Source organism: Parasynechococcus sp. (assembly GCF_045559935.1).
Classification (GTDB): Bacteria; Cyanobacteriota; Cyanobacteriia; order PCC-6307; family Cyanobiaceae; genus Parasynechococcus.
This window is the reverse complement of record NZ_JBJLJL010000010.1, coordinates 231,557-248,310: the sequence shown is the minus strand read 5'-3', so window position 1 is coordinate 248,310 and position 16,754 is coordinate 231,557. Positions and strand designations below refer to the sequence as shown.

The 16,754-nt window shown below is 62.7% G+C and carries 19 protein-coding genes; 15 read left to right on the top strand and 4 right to left on the bottom strand.

Features of this window, described 5'->3' with window-relative positions; all coding sequences use genetic code 11:
• Window positions 1–45: 45 nt before the first annotated feature.
• The 7 genes from typA to ACJ0G7_RS11235 are packed head-to-tail and all read left to right on the top strand — an operon-like array spanning window position 46 to window position 5,680.
• The gene (gene typA / locus ACJ0G7_RS11265) at window positions 46–1,848 is read left to right on the top strand and encodes a translational GTPase TypA (protein ID WP_407396199.1); all 1,803 of its coding nucleotides are present in this window, start codon (window positions 46–48) and stop codon (window positions 1,846–1,848) included.
• Window positions 1,848–2,204: a DUF309 domain-containing protein gene (locus ACJ0G7_RS11260; protein WP_043691289.1), complete on the top strand. Its 357-nt coding sequence runs from the start codon at window positions 1,848–1,850 to the stop codon at window positions 2,202–2,204. Before typA ends, ACJ0G7_RS11260 begins: the two co-directional genes overlap by 1 nt.
• Window positions 2,205–2,263: 59 nt before the next feature.
• Window positions 2,264–2,686, top strand: a complete 423-nt coding sequence (locus ACJ0G7_RS11255; RefSeq protein WP_043691288.1) for an LptA/OstA family protein — start codon at window positions 2,264–2,266, stop codon at window positions 2,684–2,686.
• Window positions 2,683–3,411 carry an LPS export ABC transporter ATP-binding protein gene (lptB, locus tag ACJ0G7_RS11250; protein WP_407396198.1) on the top strand — a complete coding sequence of 243 codons (729 nt, stop codon included), beginning with the start codon at window positions 2,683–2,685 and terminating at the stop codon, window positions 3,409–3,411. Before ACJ0G7_RS11255 ends, lptB begins: the two co-directional genes overlap by 4 nt.
• Window positions 3,408–4,562 (top strand): LptF/LptG family permease, encoded by a 1,155-nt coding sequence (locus ACJ0G7_RS11245; protein ID WP_043691285.1) that lies wholly within the window; start codon window positions 3,408–3,410, stop codon window positions 4,560–4,562. The genes lptB and ACJ0G7_RS11245 overlap by 4 nt, the downstream gene beginning before the upstream one ends.
• Before the next feature lie 43 nt (window positions 4,563–4,605).
• The gene (gene ccsB / locus ACJ0G7_RS11240; RefSeq protein WP_043691283.1) at window positions 4,606–5,523 is read left to right on the top strand and encodes a c-type cytochrome biogenesis protein CcsB; all 918 of its coding nucleotides are present in this window, start codon (window positions 4,606–4,608) and stop codon (window positions 5,521–5,523) included.
• Window positions 5,524–5,545: 22 nt separating this feature from the next.
• Window positions 5,546–5,680, top strand: a complete 135-nt coding sequence (locus tag ACJ0G7_RS11235; protein WP_256381028.1) for a hypothetical protein — start codon at window positions 5,546–5,548, stop codon at window positions 5,678–5,680.
• A 65-nt stretch (window positions 5,681–5,745) separates the two neighbouring features.
• Here ACJ0G7_RS11235 and rpe read toward each other — a convergent pair whose 3' ends face one another.
• A complete protein-coding gene (gene rpe / locus ACJ0G7_RS11230; protein WP_043691281.1) occupies window positions 5,746–6,429 on the bottom strand; it encodes a ribulose-phosphate 3-epimerase in 684 nt (227 codons plus the stop codon).
• Between the two features lie 151 nt (window positions 6,430–6,580).
• On the opposite strand from rpe, the gene glpX reads away from it, so the two are divergent.
• The 7 genes from glpX to ACJ0G7_RS11195 all read left to right on the top strand — a co-directional run bounded on the left by glpX (window position 6,581) and on the right by ACJ0G7_RS11195 (window position 13,528).
• Window positions 6,581–7,585, top strand: a complete 1,005-nt coding sequence (glpX, locus tag ACJ0G7_RS11225; RefSeq protein ID WP_043691279.1) for a class II fructose-bisphosphatase — start codon at window positions 6,581–6,583, stop codon at window positions 7,583–7,585.
• A gap of 31 nt (window positions 7,586–7,616) precedes the next feature.
• A complete protein-coding gene (locus tag ACJ0G7_RS11220; protein WP_043691277.1) occupies window positions 7,617–8,924 on the top strand; it encodes a glutamyl-tRNA reductase in 1,308 nt (435 codons plus the stop codon).
• Between the two features lie 118 nt (window positions 8,925–9,042).
• Complete coding sequence (locus ACJ0G7_RS11215) at window positions 9,043–10,338, top strand: glucose-1-phosphate adenylyltransferase (RefSeq protein WP_043691275.1); 1,296 nt, start codon at window positions 9,043–9,045, stop codon at window positions 10,336–10,338.
• Between the two features lie 135 nt (window positions 10,339–10,473).
• On the top strand, window positions 10,474–11,892 hold the full coding sequence (gene gndA, locus ACJ0G7_RS11210; RefSeq protein WP_407396195.1) for an NADP-dependent phosphogluconate dehydrogenase: 1,419 nt from the start codon (window positions 10,474–10,476) through the stop codon (window positions 11,890–11,892).
• A gap of 11 nt (window positions 11,893–11,903) precedes the next feature.
• Window positions 11,904–12,617: a 6-phosphogluconolactonase gene (pgl, locus tag ACJ0G7_RS11205; protein WP_407396193.1), complete on the top strand. Its 714-nt coding sequence runs from the start codon at window positions 11,904–11,906 to the stop codon at window positions 12,615–12,617.
• Window positions 12,598–13,158 carry a CIA30 family protein gene (locus ACJ0G7_RS11200; protein ID WP_407396191.1) on the top strand — a complete coding sequence of 187 codons (561 nt, stop codon included), beginning with the start codon at window positions 12,598–12,600 and terminating at the stop codon, window positions 13,156–13,158. Before pgl ends, ACJ0G7_RS11200 begins: the two co-directional genes overlap by 20 nt.
• Before the next feature lie 4 nt (window positions 13,159–13,162).
• Window positions 13,163–13,528 (top strand): hypothetical protein, encoded by a 366-nt coding sequence (locus ACJ0G7_RS11195; protein ID WP_407396189.1) that lies wholly within the window; start codon window positions 13,163–13,165, stop codon window positions 13,526–13,528.
• Here the strand turns inward: ACJ0G7_RS11195 and ilvD are convergent, their stop codons facing one another.
• The 3 genes from ilvD to ACJ0G7_RS11180 are packed head-to-tail and all read right to left on the bottom strand — an operon-like array spanning window position 13,529 to window position 16,185.
• Window positions 13,529–15,202, bottom strand: coding sequence for a dihydroxy-acid dehydratase (gene ilvD, locus ACJ0G7_RS11190; RefSeq protein WP_043691267.1), 1,674 nt, complete (start codon window positions 15,200–15,202; stop codon window positions 13,529–13,531).
• 47 nt (window positions 15,203–15,249) lie between these two features.
• Window positions 15,250–15,543: a hypothetical protein gene (locus ACJ0G7_RS11185; RefSeq protein ID WP_043691266.1), complete on the bottom strand. Its 294-nt coding sequence runs from the start codon at window positions 15,541–15,543 to the stop codon at window positions 15,250–15,252.
• Between the two features lie 24 nt (window positions 15,544–15,567).
• The gene (locus tag ACJ0G7_RS11180) at window positions 15,568–16,185 is read right to left on the bottom strand and encodes a uracil phosphoribosyltransferase (RefSeq protein ID WP_407396186.1); all 618 of its coding nucleotides are present in this window, start codon (window positions 16,183–16,185) and stop codon (window positions 15,568–15,570) included.
• A 55-nt stretch (window positions 16,186–16,240) separates the two neighbouring features.
• Between ACJ0G7_RS11180 and ACJ0G7_RS11175 the strand changes: the two genes are divergently transcribed.
• Entirely contained in the window at window positions 16,241–16,750 is a 510-nt protein-coding gene (locus ACJ0G7_RS11175; RefSeq protein ID WP_043691262.1) for a pentapeptide repeat-containing protein, read from the top strand.
• Window positions 16,751–16,754 lie beyond the last annotated feature (4 nt).

Here is a 16,754-nt window from a genome sequence, read left to right as displayed (position 1 = left end):
CCCTGCGCCTATGGCGTTCTTCACAATTTCTAACGGTCAACCCGCATGAGCGCCCAGCAAAAGGCGATTCGCAATATCGCGATCATCGCCCACGTTGACCACGGCAAGACGACCCTGGTCGACTCACTGCTGGCTCAGTCGGGCATCTTCCGCGACAACGAAGCGGTTCCCACCTGCGTGATGGACTCCAACGACCTGGAGCGCGAGCGCGGCATCACAATCCTGTCGAAGAACACCGCTGTCACGTACAACGAGACGCGCATCAACATTGTTGATACCCCGGGTCACGCTGATTTCGGCGGGGAGGTGGAGCGGGTGCTCGGCATGGTCGATGGCTGTCTGCTGATCGTCGATGCCAACGAGGGTCCGATGCCACAGACCCGTTTCGTCCTGAAGAAAGCCCTCGAGCAGGGACTGCGTCCGATCGTGTTCGTCAACAAGATCGATCGGGCCCGGGTTGATCCCGAAACCGCCGTCGACAAGGTGCTGGATCTGTTCATCGAACTGGGCGCTGATGACGACCAGTGCGATTTCCCCTATCTGTTCGGAAGTGGTCTGGGCGGCTTTGCCAAGCCCGACATGAAGACCGACAGCGAGAACATGCGGCCGCTGTTCGACGCGATCCTGCGCCATGTTCCACCCCCGGTGGGTGATTCGGAGAAACCGCTTCAGCTCCAGATCACCACTCTGGATTACTCCGATTTCCTGGGTCGCATCATCATCGGCCGCGTTCACAACGGAAAAATCAAGCAGGGCCAGAGCGCTGCTCTGATCAAAGACGATGGTTCCGTCAAGAAGGGCCGCATCAGCAAGCTGCTGGGCTTCGAGGGGCTGCAACGCGTTGAAATCGAAGAGGCCTCCGCCGGAGATCTGGTGGCTGTGGCCGGCTTCGATGACGTGAACATCGGCGAAACCATCGCCTGTCCCGATGAGCCCACAGCACTGCCGCTGATCAAGGTGGATGAGCCCACGCTGCAGATGACGTTCGTGGTCAACGACTCCCCTTTCGCTGGCAAAGAGGGCAAGTTCGTGACCAGCCGTCAGGTGCGCGACCGTCTTCAGCGGGAACTGCTCACCAACGTGGCGCTCCGGGTCGAGGACACCGATTCTCCGGACCGCTTCGCCGTCAGCGGCCGCGGCGAGCTGCACCTCGGCATCCTGATCGAGACGATGCGGCGTGAGGGATATGAATTCCAGGTGTCGCAGCCGCAGGTGATCTACCGCACCATCGATGGCACCCCCTGTGAGCCTGTTGAGACGCTGGTGATGGATGTGCCCGAAGAGGCGGTCGGCGGTTGCATCGAGAAGCTGGGCACCCGGAAGGGTGAGATGCAGAACATGGAGACCGGTCAGGACGGCCGTACCCAGCTGGAGTTCATCGTTCCCTCCCGTGGTCTGATCGGCTTCCGCGGTGAATTCATCCGTGCCACCCGCGGCGAGGGAATCATGAGCCATTCCTTCTTCGAGTACCGGCCGATGGTTGGGGATTTCGATACCCGACGCAACGGTGTTCTGATCGCCTTCGAGGAAGGCACCGCCACGTTCTATGCCCTCAAGAACGCCGAGGATCGCGGTCAGTTCTTCATCTCGCCCGGCACCAAGGTCTACAAGGGGATGATCATCGGCGAATACAACCGGCCCCAGGATCTGGAGATCAACGTCTGCAAGACGAAGCAGCTCACCAACATGCGCTCGGCTGGTGCCGATGAACTCGATACCCTCCAGGCACCCATCCAGATGACCCTCGAGCGTGCGCTTGAGTACATCGGACCCGGCGAGATGCTGGAAGTCACCCCGGAATCCATCCGACTCCGCAAGCTGCCGGCCAAGAAGATGGCCAAGCGCTGATGCCCGAGGCGGATCCCCGCTTTCAGCAGGCGATCGAGCTCTTCAACAGTCAGCAGTGGTACGACGCCCATGACGTGTTCGAGGAGCTCTGGCATGAAACCGGCGAGCCCGAACGACGCAGCCTCCAGGGCATCCTGCAGGTAGCGGTGGCCCAGCTGCATCTGCAGAGGGGCAACCGTCGTGGGGCCACCATCCTGTTCGGCGAAGCGCTCGGAAGGCTTCGCCGGCCGGGAACACCCGATCTCGGTCTCGATCTCGACGGCCTCTGCGCTGTGATCCAGGGGCGTCTCGAGCTGCTGCAGCTGGACGGCGATCCCGAGTCGTGCACTGTCCCCGTGCTTCGGAACAGCCCATGAGCAGGCTGTAGTGTCCACGCAACATCCAGCAGCTTCAGGCTGCGAAAGCGCCTTCCGAGATGTTCAGGTCCACCGGCTGGTCACCCCTTCTGATCCTGCTGTCATCACTTCTGTTTGGAGCTGTTCCGCTCCAAGCCGCTGATCCGCAGGGGGAGGGGCTGATCACCATCGAATCCGATCAGCAGTCGGCGGACAATGTCACCGGCGTGATCACCGCCTCCGGCAACGTGCGGCTGGTTCATGCCAACCGCGGTGTCGTCGCCACCAGCCGGCAGGCCCAGTACTTCACCAAGGAGGAGCGCATCGTGCTCAGCGGGGATGTCGACGTGGTTCAGAAGGATGGCAATCTTCTGAGGGCCGGACAGGTGACCTACCTGCTCGACGAAGAGCGTGCTCTTGCCCTGCCAACCGATGGTGGGCAGGTGTTCAGCCAGTGGTCCCTCGAGACGAAGTCCAGCAGTCCGACTCCGATGGTTCCATGAGCCTGACGCTGGAGACTGTCTCCATCAGCCTGGGCGGTCGTCAGCTTGTTCGTGACGTGAGCCTCGATCTCTCTCCGGGCGAAGTGGTGGGGCTGCTGGGTCCCAACGGTGCGGGAAAGACGACCACCTTCAATCTCGTGGTCGGGCTGCTGAGGCCCGACCGTGGAGCGGTGAATCTCGACGGCCTGGCCGTTGCCGGACTCTCCATGCCTCAGCGCGCCCGGCTGGGCATCGGTTATCTGCCGCAGGAACCCAGCGTCTTCCGACAGCTGAGCGTCCGGGAGAATCTGGAGATCGCTCTTGCCCAGACCGATCTGAGCAACCAGGAGCGTCGGGACCGCCGCGATCAGCTGATCGATCAGTTCCATCTCACTCCCTTCATGGATCGCCGCGGGTTTCAGCTGTCCGGAGGTGAACGCCGCCGTTGCGAGGTGGCCAGGGCTCTGGCGGTCGGCCGTGATGGTCCCCGTTATCTGCTGCTGGATGAACCGTTCGCCGGGGTCGACCCGCTTGCTGTCGCCGATCTTCAGCTGCTGATTCAGTCTCTGCGCAGCCTCGGCATGGGAATCCTGATCACCGATCACAACGTTCGGGAGATCCTCGCCATCACCGATCGCGCCTACATCCTCAACGATGGATCGATTCTGGCGTCGGGACTTTCCGAAACGGTGGCCTCCGATCCCCTGGTCCGTCGTCATTACCTCGGGGAGGGATTCCAGCTTTGATCAGCCTTCCCCCGCTGCCGCGCAAAGTACCGCTTCTCGATCGCTGGCTGTTCGGCGAGCTCACGGGGCCGCTGCTGTTCGCCATCGCGGCCTTCACCGTCGTTTCCCTCTCCGTCGGTGTGATGTTCGATCTGGTGCGGCGCATCGTCGAATCGGGATTGCCGGTGACGGTGGCCGTGCAGGTGATGGCTCTCAAACTCCCCAGTTTTCTGGTCATCTCCTTCCCGATGGCCACGTTGATGGCGACACTTCTGGCCTACAGCCGCCTCTCGGCCAACAGTGAGCTCACGGCGCTGCGCAGCGTTGGAGTCAGCACGGTGCGACTGGTGGCACCGGCTCTGGTTCTGGCGATCCTGCTCACCGGGCTCACCCTGGTGTTCAACGATGTGATCGTTCCGCAGGCGAACCGAAGCGCTGAATCCACTCTGCAGCGTGCTCTCGGCCGCTCCCTGGCCACGGAGAAGGGCAAGGACATCATCTATTCACGTTTCGGGCGGTTGCAGGGCAGGGACGATGAACAACGCGGACGAGGGCTCAATCAGCTGTTCTATGCCCGCCGATTCGAGAAGGGGGAGATGCTTGATGTGACCGTGCTGGATTTCTCCCGGGTCGGTTTCCGCCAGATGCTCGTTGCCGAAAAGGCGCTCTGGCGGGAACAGGAGGCGAAATGGGAGTTTCTCGACGGTCAGATCCTCACGCTCAACACCAACGGCAGCACCACCCGTGTGGATTTCGATCGCTACCTCTATCCCCTCAGTGCCGGGCCTCTGAAGGTGGCCCGTCTTCCGCGGGATGCCAACAACATGACCATCGGGGAGGCGATCAAGGCCAGGCAGCTGTACGTGGAGGCAGGCAACGCCAAGGAAGCTCGCCGGCTTGCCGTTCGTATCCAGGAGAAGTTCACCTTCCCGGTCTCCTGCCTGGTGTTCGCTCTGATCGGCAGCAGTCTCGGCTCCAGGCCAGGGTCACGCACCAGCCGCAGCCAGGGCTTCGGCATCAGCGTGCTGTTGATTCTCGGCTACTACGTGCTCAGTTTCAGCTTCAGCTCCCTGGGCGTGAAGGGCACGCTTCCGGCTGTGACAGCCGCCTGGTTGCCGGTGCTGATCTCCCTGGGCTGCGGCGGAGCGTTGCTTCGCCAGGCCAGTCGTTGAGGTGAGCCGTCAGAATTGATCTCTGGTTGACCGCACGACACCGTTGCCGACCCCTCCGACTGACGTGGTGACCCTGCTGGGATTCATCGCTTTCTCGCTGCTGCTGCTGGCTCTTCCTCTGGCGTTCTGGGCGGTCTCCGGTCGATCCCTGCAGTCGCAGGTCAGGCTCCTGGTGGCGGTTGCGAACCTTCTGCTCACAACCCAGCTGGTTCTGCGCTGGTGGCAGTCGGGTCATTTCCCCATCAGCAACCTCTACGAATCCCTGTGCTTTCTGGCCTGGGCCTGCACGCTCACGCAGCTTCTGGTGGAACGCAGCTGGCCGTCTCCGCTCGTGGCCGCCGCGGCAACACCGATGGGGCTCGGCTGCATCGCCTTCGCCAGCTTCGCGTTGCCGGATCAGCTGCAGGAGGCAGCTCCCCTTGTTCCGGCCCTGCGCTCCAGCTGGCTGGTGATGCACGTGAGCGTGATCATGGTCAGTTACGCGGCTCTGCTGGTGGGGTCGCTGCTGTCCCTGGCGGTGCTGTTCACCGATCGAGGGGACGACCTGGAGCTGCGCAGCAGTTCCATCGGCAGTGGTGGATTCCGTCAGTCCGTTGCCGCCTCTGATGTCGGTGTTCTGCAGCTGCAGTCGGTTCAGCTCTCCACCAGTGAGCAGCTCGACAGCCTCAGCTACCGCACCATCACCGTCGGGTTCCTGATGCTCACGGTGGGCATCATCAGCGGTGCCGTCTGGGCGAATGAAGCCTGGGGCAGTTACTGGAGCTGGGATCCCAAGGAGACCTGGGCCCTGATCTGCTGGCTGGTCTATGCGGCCTATCTCCACACCCGATTCAGCCGGGGTTGGCAGGGGCGCCGTCCGGCACTGGTGGCGGTGGCCGGCCTTGTCGTGATCGGCGTCTGTTACATCGGCGTGAACCTGCTCGGGATCGGATTGCACAGCTACGGCTGGTTTCTAGGCTGAGAGCAAACAGCACCCAAGCGCCGTGAGTCAGGCCAGTCGCCGTGGCTGCCGCCGTTGTGCTCCGGCCTACCGACCGGTGGATGTGCGCCCCGCTGTGACGGGAGTGCTGATCGGTTTGGCGGTGGTGATGCTGATCGCTCTGCTGGCTCTTCTCTGAACGGAGGCCCATGAAAAAGCCCCGGCCATGGCCGGGGCATCGATGACGAAGCGACACCGCCTGGTTCAGACCAGAACCGCTTCCTTGCTGCTGCTGCTGCGGATTCCTTTGATCGCCTCGGCGTAGTCGGGCTGGTTGAACACACCGGATCCGGAGACGATCGCATTGGCTCCGGCCTCGATCACCTTCCAGGCGTTGCCGGCCTTGATGCCGCCGTCCACCTCGATCCAGGGATCCAGGCCCCGCTCGTCGCACATGCGGCGCAGATCACGGATCTTCTGCACCTGGTTCTCGATGAAGCTCTGACCACCGAAGCCGGGGTTCACGCTCATGATCAGCACCAGATCGCAGAGCTCGAGGCAGTACTCCAGGGTGTCCAGGGGAGTGCTGGGGTTCAGCACAGCACCGGCTTTCTTGCCGAGGTCCTTGATCTGGGCCAGGTTGCGATGCAGGTGAGGGCAGGCTTCCACCTGCACCGAGATGATGTCTGCGCCGGCCTTGGCGAAATCAGGGACGTACTTCTCAGGCTCAACGATCATCAGGTGCACATCCAGCGGCTTCTGCGTCACCGGGCGCAGGGCGCTCACGATCAGGGGGCCGATGGTGATGTTGGGAACGAAGCGGCCATCCATCACATCAACGTGGATCCAGTCTGCGCCTGCCTCGTCAACGGCCTTGACCTCCTCTCCGAGACGGGAGAAGTCGGCCGAGAGAATGGAGGGCGAGATCACCAGGGGCTTGGTGCTCATGGCGGGAACCGCGGAAGTGCGGGGTGATTTTAGGGACAACGGAAGCCACTGATACAGTGAGCCGCGCTCAGACGCCGAGATCCACTGCGGCAAGGGCAAACTGCCCGCCCCGATGGACTTGCTAACCCCTTCACCCCACATCTGGAGTCCCGTGGATCAGACCCTCATTCAGGAAATTCTCGAGGTTGTCGAACAGGCTGCCATCGCCTCCGCCAAGCTCTCCGGCAAAGGCCTGAAGAACGAGGCCGATGCCGCTGCCGTGGAAGCCATGCGCAAGCGCATGGGACAAATTCAGATGCAGGGCCGCATCGTCATCGGTGAGGGCGAGCGTGATGAAGCTCCCATGCTCTACATCGGTGAGGAAGTCGGCAGCGGCACCGGTCCTGGCGTTGACTTCGCTGTCGATCCCTGCGAAGGCACCAACCTCTGCGCGTTCAATCAGCGCGGATCCATGGCGGTTCTGGCTGCTTCCGACCGCGGCGGTCTGTTCAATGCTCCCGACTTCTACATGAAGAAGCTGGCCGCGCCTCCGGCGGCCAAGGGCAAGGTGGACATCCGCAAGTCGGCCACTGAAAACATCAAGATCCTCAGCGAATGTCTCGGCCTCGCTGTTGATGAACTGACGATCGTGGTGATGGATCGTGCCCGTCACAAGGACCTGATCGCTGAAATCCGGGCCACCGGAGCCCGCATCCAGCCCATCTCCGACGGAGACGTTCAGGCCGCTATCGCCTGTGGTTTCGCCGGCACTGGCACCCATTGCCTGATGGGCATCGGCGCCGCTCCTGAAGGTGTGATCTCCGCTGCTGCCATGCGGGCTCTCGGCGGTCACTTCCAGGGTCAGCTGGTGTACGACCCTGCTGTGGCTCAGACCTCCGAATGGGCTGACCTGACCAAGGAGGGCAACCTGGCGCGTCTCGCTGAGATGGGCATCACCGATCCCGACAAGATCTACGAAGCTGACGAGCTGGCCTGCGGTGAGCACGTTTGTTTCGCTGGCAGCGGCATCACGGATGGCCTGCTGTTCCACGGGGTTAAGTTCGAGCGTGATTGCACACGAACCAGCAGCCTGGTGATCAGCAACCTGGATAACACCTGCCGCTTCACCAACACCGTGCACATCAAGGACGGCGCCCAGAGCATCGCTCTGAGCTGATCGTCATCCATTGGTTGAGAGGAACGTCTCCATGCACATTGCCGTCGTCGGCCTCAGTCATCGCACGGCACCGGTGGAGATCCGGGAACGGCTCAGCATCCCTGAGCAGACCATGGAGACGTCCCTCCAATCGTTGAAGGGCAACGATCAGGTGATCGAGGCTTCGATTCTCAGCACCTGCAACCGCCTGGAGATCTACACGCTGGTGCGGCATCCGGATCTGGGTGTGTCCGCCGTCAGCGATTTCCTCAGCGGCCATTCCGGTCTGGGGACCGGCGAACTGTCGCCCCACCTGTTCAGTTACCACCACGCTGATGCCGTGGACCACCTGATGCGGGTGGCGGCCGGGCTGGACAGCCTGGTCCTGGGTGAGGGACAGATCCTCTCCCAGGTCAAGAAGATGATGCGCCTGGGACAGGAGCACAAATCCCTTGGACCGATTCTCAACCGGCTGCTCACCCAGGCCGTCAGCACCGGCAAACGGGTGCGCAGCGAGACCAACCTCGGCACCGGGGCCGTGTCCATCAGCTCCGCCGCTGTTGAGCTGGCACAGCTGAAGCTCGGTCAGTCCCGTGGCCTCGATCAGCTGGTCACCCTCGAGAGCGAACAGATCGCCGTTGTGGGGGCCGGCCGCATGAGCCGGCTGTTGCTTCAGCACCTTCAATCCAAGGGTGCCGCTGGGGTGGTGCTGCTGAATCGCACGGTGGAGCGGGCTGAACTGCTGGCCAAGGATTTTCCCGAGCTGCCGGTTCAATGCCGGCCACTCACGGACCTCGATCAATACCTGAGCACCTGTTCCCTGGTGTTCACCAGCACGGCAGCCGACGACCCGATCATTGATGCAGCACGGCTGAAGCCGTTGAACCGCCGCAGCAGGCTGCGCCTGATCGATATCGGTGTGCCCCGCAACATCGCCGCCGATGCGGCGGAGGTGCCCGGCGTGGAGTCCCATGACGTGGACGATCTTCAGGAGGTGGTCGCCCGCAACCAGGAGGCGCGCCAGGCCATGGCACGCGAAGCCGAGCAGCTTCTCAATCAGGAGGCTCAGCAGTTCCTCGACTGGTGGGACAGCCTCGAGGCCGTGCCGACCATCAACCGACTCCGCTCGGCCATGGAAGCGGTCCGAACTGAGGAGCTGCAGAAAGCCCTCAGTCGGATGGGGCCGGATTTCTCCGCTCGCGAGCGCAAGGTCGTGGAGGCTCTGACCAAGGGGATCATCAACAAGATCCTCCACGTCCCAGTGACCCAGCTGCGGGCTCCTCAGTCCCGTCAGGACCGTCAGCAGTCTCTCCGCACCGTCGAGCGCCTGTTCTCGCTGGAGGAGTCCGGGCTGGAATGATCCCAGTCCGCCTCAGTCCCGACCTGATTCGCACCAATCTCGTCGGATCTGACCGGTGATCAGCTCCGATTCCCTGAAACTCCGGTAAGTTCATCCCGCTCAACCGAGTGAACAAGGCATGAAGCGGGTACTGGCCATCATTCTCGGCGGCGGTGCCGGCACCCGTCTCTACCCGCTCACCAAGATGCGTGCCAAGCCTGCGGTGCCCCTGGCAGGCAAGTACCGACTGATCGATATCCCCATCAGCAACTGCATCAACTCGAACATCAACAAGATGTACGTGATGACGCAGTTCAACAGCGCCTCACTGAACCGCCATCTCAGCCAGTCCTTCAATCTGAGCGCCTCCTTCGGCCAGGGCTTCGTGGAGGTTCTGGCTGCGCAGCAGACCCCTGACAGCCCCTCCTGGTTCGAGGGCACCGCTGATGCTGTGCGCAAGTACCAGTGGCTGTTCCAGGAATGGGATGTGGACGAGTACCTGATCCTCTCCGGTGATCAGCTCTACCGGATGGATTACAGCCTGTTCATCGAGCACCATCGCAGCACCGGAGCGGATCTCACGGTGGCGGCTCTGCCGGTTGATCCCAAGCAGGCTGAAGCCTTCGGTCTGATGCGCACCGATGAGAACGGCAACATCAAGGAATTCCGTGAGAAGCCCAAGGGTGATTCACTGCTGGAGATGGCCGTGGACACAAGCCGTTTCGGGTTGACTGCTGATGCCTCCAAGGAGCGCCCCTATCTGGCTTCCATGGGGATCTATGTGTTCAGCCGCGAAACGCTGTTTGACCTCCTGGACAAGCATCCGGGTCACAAGGATTTCGGCAAGGAGTTGATCCCTGAGGCTCTGAACAGGGGTGACAAACTCCAGAGCTATGTGTTCAACGATTACTGGGAAGACATCGGAACCATCGGTGCCTTCTACGAGGCCAATCTTGCGCTCACCCAGCAACCCACTCCTCCCTTCAGCTTCTACGACGAGAAGTTCCCGATCTATACCCGTCCCCGCTATCTGCCGCCGAGCAAACTGGTCGATGCTCAGATCACCAACTCGATTGTTGGTGAAGGCTCCATTCTGAAGTCATGCAGCATTCATCATTGTGTGCTTGGAGTGAGAAGTCGTGTGGAAACTGATGTTGTCCTGCAGGACACTCTTGTGATGGGAGCTGATTTCTTTGAATCCAGTGACGAGCGCGCTCTGCTGCGTGAACGTGGAGGGATCCCTGTGGGCGTCGGTCAGGGCACCACGGTGAAGCGGGCGATTCTTGATAAGAACGCTCGCATCGGTTCCAACGTCACGATTGTCAACAAGGATCATGTTGAGGAAGCGGACCGATCTGACCTTGGTTTCTACATCCGTAACGGCATTGTCGTTGTGGTGAAGAACGCCACGATTCAGGACGGCTCAGTCATCTGATTTCGGTTCGTTTTTCGGTATCGCCGACTACAGCGACCTGGTCAATCCCTTATTCCTGACACAAGGCATCGAAAGTGCGGCCGGATCCCGATCTGACGCTCACACTGACGTCAGTTGTCAGTGGTCCCTAAGACCATGTCCCAGTCTCACTTCGGTCTGATCGGTCTCGGCGTGATGGGGGAGAACCTCGTCCTCAACGCCGAGCGGAACGGATTTTCCAGTGTTGTCTACAACCGCACCTACGCCAAAACAGAGGAATTCCTGAACGGTCGCGGACAGGGCAAGAACATCCAGGGAGCCACCGATCTCCAGGACTTCGTCAGCAAGCTGGAGCGTCCCCGCCGCATCCTGATGATGGTCAAGGCCGGGCCTGCTGTGGATGCGGTTGTGGATCAGATCTCCCCGTTTCTTGAAGAGGGTGACCTGCTGATTGATGGTGGCAACTCCGACTACCACGACACCGAGCGCCGGGTGCAGGAGCTGGAGAGCAAGAGCTTCGGCTTCATCGGCATGGGTGTGTCCGGTGGTGCCAAGGGTGCTCTGGAAGGACCGAGCATGATGCCCGGCGGCACGAAGGCGTCCTACGACGCCATCGAGAGCCTGGTGAACAAGATGGCGGCACAGGTGGAAGACGGCCCCTGCGTCACCTACATCGGCCCCGGTGGTTCCGGCCACCTGGTGAAGACCGTTCACAACGGCATCGAGTACGGCATCGAGCAGATCCTTGCTGAGGGTTACGACCTGATGAAGCGGGTCAAGGGCATGAGCGGTGAGCAGATGGCCGATGTTCTCGGTCAGTGGAATGCCACCGAGGAGCTGTCCTCCTACCTCGTCGAGATCACCGAGGTCTGCCTGCGCACCAAGGATCCAGAGGATGGCGCGGATCTGGTGGAGAAGATCATGGACCAGGCCGGCCAGAAAGGAACCGGTCTCTGGACTGTGGTCACAGCACTGCAGATGGGTGCGCCTGTCCCCACCATCTATGCGTCTCTCAACGGTCGCGTGATGAGCTCCCTGAAGCCTCAGCGTGTCGCCGCTGAATCGATCCTCAAGGGCCCCTCCATCAAGGATTTCGATCTCGGGACTCCCGCTGACGCCATGGCTCCGTTGATGGACGCCACGGTTCTCAGCTGCATCGCCAGCTATGCGCAGGGCATGGAGCTGCTGCGCATCGCCTCCCAGGATCTGGATTACAAGCTGCACATGCCGTCCATCGCCCAGATCTGGAAGGGTGGCTGCATCATCCGGGCGCGACTGCTGAAGCGCATTCAGGACGCCTTCAATGCGGATCCCGAGCTGTCCAACCTGATGATCGATCCCTGGTTCGCGGACCAGATCAACCGTCGTCTCCCCGGTCTGGCCAAGGTGGTGGCCGGCGCCGCCGAGTCCGGCATCCCCGTTCCCTGCTTCAGCAGCACCCTCGATTACATCAACAGCTACCGCAGTGGCCGTCTGCCGCAGAACCTGGTGCAGGCCATGCGCGACTGCTTCGGCTCCCACACCTACCAGCGGGTGGACAAGGACGGCAGCTTCCACACCGAATGGCTCAGCTGAGCCGAACGGTGATGACCACTTACCGCATCGAGCGGGCGGGCGATTCCGACTCCCTCGCCCGCCGGGCCTCCGAAACCATCGCGACCCAGATCAGCCAGGTGCTCGATCAGCGGGATCGCTGCAGGATCGCTCTCTCGGGAGGCAGCACGCCGGCCAAGGCGTACGCCCTGCTCGGTCAGGAACATCTTCCCTGGGAGCGTGTTGATGTCGTCCTCGGCGATGAGCGTTGGGTGGCCGCCGACGATGAATCCAGCAATGCCCGCATGCTGAGAAACACCCTGTTCGACGGAGGACCCGGGGCATCGGCCAGCTTCCATGCGGTTCCGACCGTGGAACTTTCCGATGCCGATGCCAGCGCCGCTGCCTTTGCGGACCTGGTCAGCCGCATCTGTCCAGGCGAGCCGCCGATCTTCGATCTGATGCTGCTCGGCCTCGGGGACGACGGTCACACGGCGTCGTTGTTTCCCGGTACCGAAGCGCCGGGTGTCACGGATCGATGGGCCACCGTGGGGCGCGGCAAGGGACTGGACCGGATCACTCTCACGGCTCCGGTGCTCAGCGCCGCTCGCCAGGTGATCTTTCTGGTCGGAGGTTCCGCCAAGCAGGAGGCCCTCCGGCGACTGATGGATCCGCTCGAATCGGCGGAGCGAACCCCCGCCCGCCTGGTTCAGCCTGCTAATGATGTCCTGATCCTCGCTGATCAGGATGCATCCGCCGGCCTCTGAACAGGTTCTTGTCCAGGGAGGCGGTTTCGCCGAATGGGCCAGCCTCAACGACACGATCATGGGGGGGCGCAGCCGGGCGGGCTGTCGCGTCACCCCCGAGGGTCTTCTGCTGGAGGGGGAGCTCGTCGAGGCCGGCGGTGGCTTCGTCAGCTGTCGCTCGCCCCGGCTGCAGCCTCCATTGGATCTCTCAGCCTTCTCGGCTCTGCAGCTGGATGTCGAAGCGGAAGGGCGCACCCTCAAGATCGCTCTCGGCTGCCGAGATGGTGCTCTTGGGCTCACAGAGCTGATTCCCGGTGGTCTGCGCTGGGTGATCGATGTTCCAACCCAGACCGATGGCATCACCCGGTTGACCGTTCCCTTCCGTGATCTGCATCCCACCGTCCGGGCCAAACCAGTGGGCCTGCCGCTGCGATTCGACGCCAGTGGGGTCACACGGATCCAGGTGCTGCATTCGAAGTTCGGGGAATCCGGAGAACTCAACCCAGGATTCCGCTCCGGACCGATCCGCCTGCTGATCCGATCCATCCGGGCCCTGCCCTGAACGGATGGATCTTCTGGTGCTGATCGCCAAGGCTGCGGATGTCTGCCTCAAGCCCTACAGCCATGCCGTGGTGCCCGCCGATCCCTCCGCGCCGGCGGACCTGGAGGACCTGACGGTGCGGATCGAATGCCGTGACGCCGAGGGGGCCCGCCATTCCGATCGCGATCTGGACCTTGAGATCTATCGCAGCGGTGACGAGATCAACCTGATGCTGGCCTGGAGGGATCAGCCGGAACGGCCGATGCTCTGGCAGGGGCGTCATCCGGTTTGGATGAACGGAGACACCGGTGTGCGCTGCCAGGGACCTGAGGATGCGGCTCCGCTCGAGGCCCTCGGCCGGCGACTGCGCTCCCTGCTGCAGCCGGACTGATCAGTCCGGCTGATCGGTGACGGCGCCTTTGCTCGAACTCGACACCAGACGGGCGTATTTGCCGAGGATCCCTGTGCGGTAACGCGGTTCCGGACGGATCCAGGCCGCGCGCCGCCGCTCCAGTTCAGCGTCGTCCACGTTCAGCTGCAGCAGCAGCTGATCGGCATCCACCGTGATGCTGTCGCCCTCCTCAACCAGCCCGATGGTGCCCCCGACGGCAGCTTCCGGAGCCACATGCCCCACCACCAGCCCGTAAGTGCCACCGCTGAAGCGGCCATCGGTGATCAGAGCCACCTTGTCCCCAAGTCCCTGGCCGACGATGGCGGAGGTGGGGGCGAGCATTTCACGCATACCGGGGCCGCCCACCGGGCCTTCGTTGCGCACCACCACCACATCACCGGCCTGGATCTGCTTGTCGAGGATGGCCGCAAGGCAGTCCTCCTCGCTCTCGAACACGCGGGCCGGACCCGTCAGCACCGGAGTTTTCACACCGCTGATCTTGGCCACACTTCCCTCTCGGGCCAGGTTGCCCTTGAGGATCGCCAGGTGCCCCTTGCCATAGAGAGGATTGTTCAGCGGACGGATCACGTCCTGACCGGCAGGAGGTTCCGACGGCACATCGGCCAGCAACTCCCTGAGGCTCTTTCCCTCCACGGTGCGGCAGTCGCCATGAAGCAGGCCGGCATCCAGGAGCAGCTTCATCACCTGAGGGATTCCACCGGCCCTGTGCAGATCCACGGTCACGTAGCGACCGCTGGGTTTGAGGTCGCAGATCACCGGCACCCTCTGACGGATCACTTCGAAGTCATCGATGCCGAGTTGCACGCCCGCGGTGCGGGCGATGGCCAGAAGGTGCAGCACCGCATTGGTGGATCCACCCACGGCCATGATCACGCTGATGGCGTTTTCAAATGCCTCCCGTGTCAGCAGATCCAGCGGCCGGATGTCGGCCTTCACCGCGTTCAGCAGCACCTCGGCGGAACGGGCCGCACTGTCCGCCTTCTCCTCATCCTCCGCCGCCATGGTGGAGCTGTAGGGCAGGCTGAGTCCCATCGTCTCGATGGCTGCGCTCATCGTGTTGGCGGTGAACATGCCGCCACAGCTGCCGGCTCCGGGGCAGGCATTCTTCTCAACCGCCGTGAGCTGCTCCTCGTCGATCCTGCCGCTGGTCAGCTGACCCACCGCTTCGAAGGCACTGACCACCGTCAGATCGCAACCCCCGAGCTTTCCCGGCTTGATCGTGCCGCCGTAGACGAACACCGAGGGGATGTTCATCCGAGCCATCGCCAGCATGGCGCCCGGCATGTTCTTGTCGCAGCCGCCGACAGCAAGCACCCCATCCATGCTCTGGCCGTTGCAAGCGGTTTCGATGGCATCGGCGATCACTTCCCGGCTCACCAGGGAGTACTTCATGCCTTCGGTGCCCATCGAGATGCCGTCGCTGACGGTGATGGTCCCGAACATCTGGGGCATGCCACCGGCCTGCCGGGCCGCTTCCTCAGCACGCCGCGCCAGATCGTTCAGCCCGACGTTGCAGGGAGTGATCGTGCTGTAGCCGTTGGCGATGCCGAGGATCGGCTTGCCGAAATCCTCATCCCCGAATCCGACAGCCCGCAACATGGCGCGGTTGGGGGAGCGCTGGATTCCCTTGGTGACGGCGTCGGATCGAAGCATGGGCCTGAGGGCTGAGCCTGTGGCGATTTGGCCAACCTACCGATCGTTCAGTCGCCGCCCCCCATGCTCTCCAGCTGACGCCGCACATCGGCGATGGCGGCATTCAGTTTCTCCACCCGTTCCTCGAGATGCTGGTTGTGATGGTGTCCATTGCCGCTGGGGTCGAGGACCTCGGATCCGTCCTGCATGCGCGGGGCGTAGAGCATTGCCTTCTGATGGCCGATCCGCCGGCGGCGATCCGCTTCGTTGAGAAGCCACCAGGCCAGGCCTGCGGCTCCGATCACCGCTCCGGTCGCAAGAGTGGCGATGGTTCCTGGAGCGGAGTCGTGCTGCTGCACCATCACGGGTCGTCAGGTGATCACAAACTAGTCACGGCCTGCTGTTCTGAGATTCAGGCGTCGTGAAGGGTCACCGATGCCCGGAACAATCTCTCCTGCGTCGTTCAGATCGGGGTCGATGCAGGCGGTGTGCAGGGTGAGATCCGGAATGGCCTCGCCGATGCGCTTCAGTCCTGGGCTGGCACAGACGGCGGTGACCAGCCGCAGGCGGCGTCCGTCGATGCCGCGGTCGACCAGTTGCTGGAGCAACGCCAGCGTGCTGAAGCCATCGCTGATCGTGTCCTTGAAGACGATCACACCGGCGCGGCTTTCGATCGCTGCGGGAACACCCTCCAGGCAGAGGGCGGCATCGGGCAGAACAGAGCGTGCTCCCTGCCAGAGTTCCAGGCCGGCCGGCAGAACGGGCATGGCCAGCAGCGGCACGTCCCGTTCCACGACGGTTCCCTCGGTTTCGCCCTGATCGGTGAGCACGGCTTCCCTGCGGTGCGGCAACCAATCGCGCAGGGCCTCGTAGCTGAGCCAGCGTCCGAGCTCCTGCAGAGCTGTGGCGTAGAGCGCCGGAGGGGTCTCGCGGAACCGGAGCACCGTCAGCCAGTGGCCGATCAGTGGGTGGGGCGGTACCACCACCCGCAGGGTCATGGCCATGAACGTCGCTTCTCAGGCAGCTGCCATAACGTGAGCAGACAAGCTACCGGCCCTGATGCAAGCCCTCCTTCGCCCGGCTCCCCTGCTGGCGGCGCTGCTGGTCGCGGTCACGTCCCTGCTGTGGTCCGGCAGTGCCGAAGCCATCACCGCTCCGGAGCTGCGCGGGCAGCGTGCCGTGCAGGAGATCACCGCCGACATGCACGGCCTTGATCTCAAGGAGAAGGAGTTCCTGAAGGCGGATCTGCGTGACATCGATCTCAGTGGCACCGATCTTCGCGGTGCCGTGATCAACACCTCTCAGCTGCAGGGAGCGGATCTGCGCAATGCCGACCTGTCCGACCTCGTCGGCTTCGCCAGCCGGTTCGACGGTGCTGATCTGCGGGGCGCGAATTTCACCAACGCCATGCTGATGCAGAGCCGGTTCGCCGATGCCCGCATCGACGGAGCGGATTTCACCAATGCCGTGCTCGATCTTCCCCAGCAGAAATCCCTCTGCTCACGGGCCGACGGCTCCAACCCAGTCACCGGTGTCTCCACCCGTGAGAGCCTCGGGTGTCGTCCCTGAACCG

Coding starts and splice junctions, on each gene's coding strand:
- typA (WP_407396199.1), top strand. CDS start 46: ATGAGCGCCCAGCAAAAGGCGATTCGCAATATCGCGATCATCGCCCAC.
- ACJ0G7_RS11260 (WP_043691289.1), top strand. CDS start 1,848: ATGCCCGAGGCGGATCCCCGCTTTCAGCAGGCGATCGAGCTCTTCAAC.
- ACJ0G7_RS11255 (WP_043691288.1), top strand. CDS start 2,264: ATGTTCAGGTCCACCGGCTGGTCACCCCTTCTGATCCTGCTGTCATCA.
- lptB (WP_407396198.1), top strand. CDS start 2,683: ATGAGCCTGACGCTGGAGACTGTCTCCATCAGCCTGGGCGGTCGTCAG.
- rpe (WP_043691281.1), bottom strand. CDS start 6,429: ATGAGCACCAAGCCCCTGGTGATCTCGCCCTCCATTCTCTCGGCCGAC.
- ACJ0G7_RS11220 (WP_043691277.1), top strand. CDS start 7,617: ATGCACATTGCCGTCGTCGGCCTCAGTCATCGCACGGCACCGGTGGAG.
- ACJ0G7_RS11215 (WP_043691275.1), top strand. CDS start 9,043: ATGAAGCGGGTACTGGCCATCATTCTCGGCGGCGGTGCCGGCACCCGT.
- gndA (WP_407396195.1), top strand. CDS start 10,474: ATGTCCCAGTCTCACTTCGGTCTGATCGGTCTCGGCGTGATGGGGGAG.
- pgl (WP_407396193.1), top strand. CDS start 11,904: ATGACCACTTACCGCATCGAGCGGGCGGGCGATTCCGACTCCCTCGCC.
- ACJ0G7_RS11200 (WP_407396191.1), top strand. CDS start 12,598: ATGCATCCGCCGGCCTCTGAACAGGTTCTTGTCCAGGGAGGCGGTTTC.
- ACJ0G7_RS11195 (WP_407396189.1), top strand. CDS start 13,163: ATGGATCTTCTGGTGCTGATCGCCAAGGCTGCGGATGTCTGCCTCAAG.
- ilvD (WP_043691267.1), bottom strand. CDS start 15,202: ATGCTTCGATCCGACGCCGTCACCAAGGGAATCCAGCGCTCCCCCAAC.
- ACJ0G7_RS11185 (WP_043691266.1), bottom strand. CDS start 15,543: ATGGTGCAGCAGCACGACTCCGCTCCAGGAACCATCGCCACTCTTGCG.
- ACJ0G7_RS11180 (WP_407396186.1), bottom strand. CDS start 16,185: ATGGCCATGACCCTGCGGGTGGTGGTACCGCCCCACCCACTGATCGGC.
- ACJ0G7_RS11175 (WP_043691262.1), top strand. CDS start 16,241: ATGCAAGCCCTCCTTCGCCCGGCTCCCCTGCTGGCGGCGCTGCTGGTC.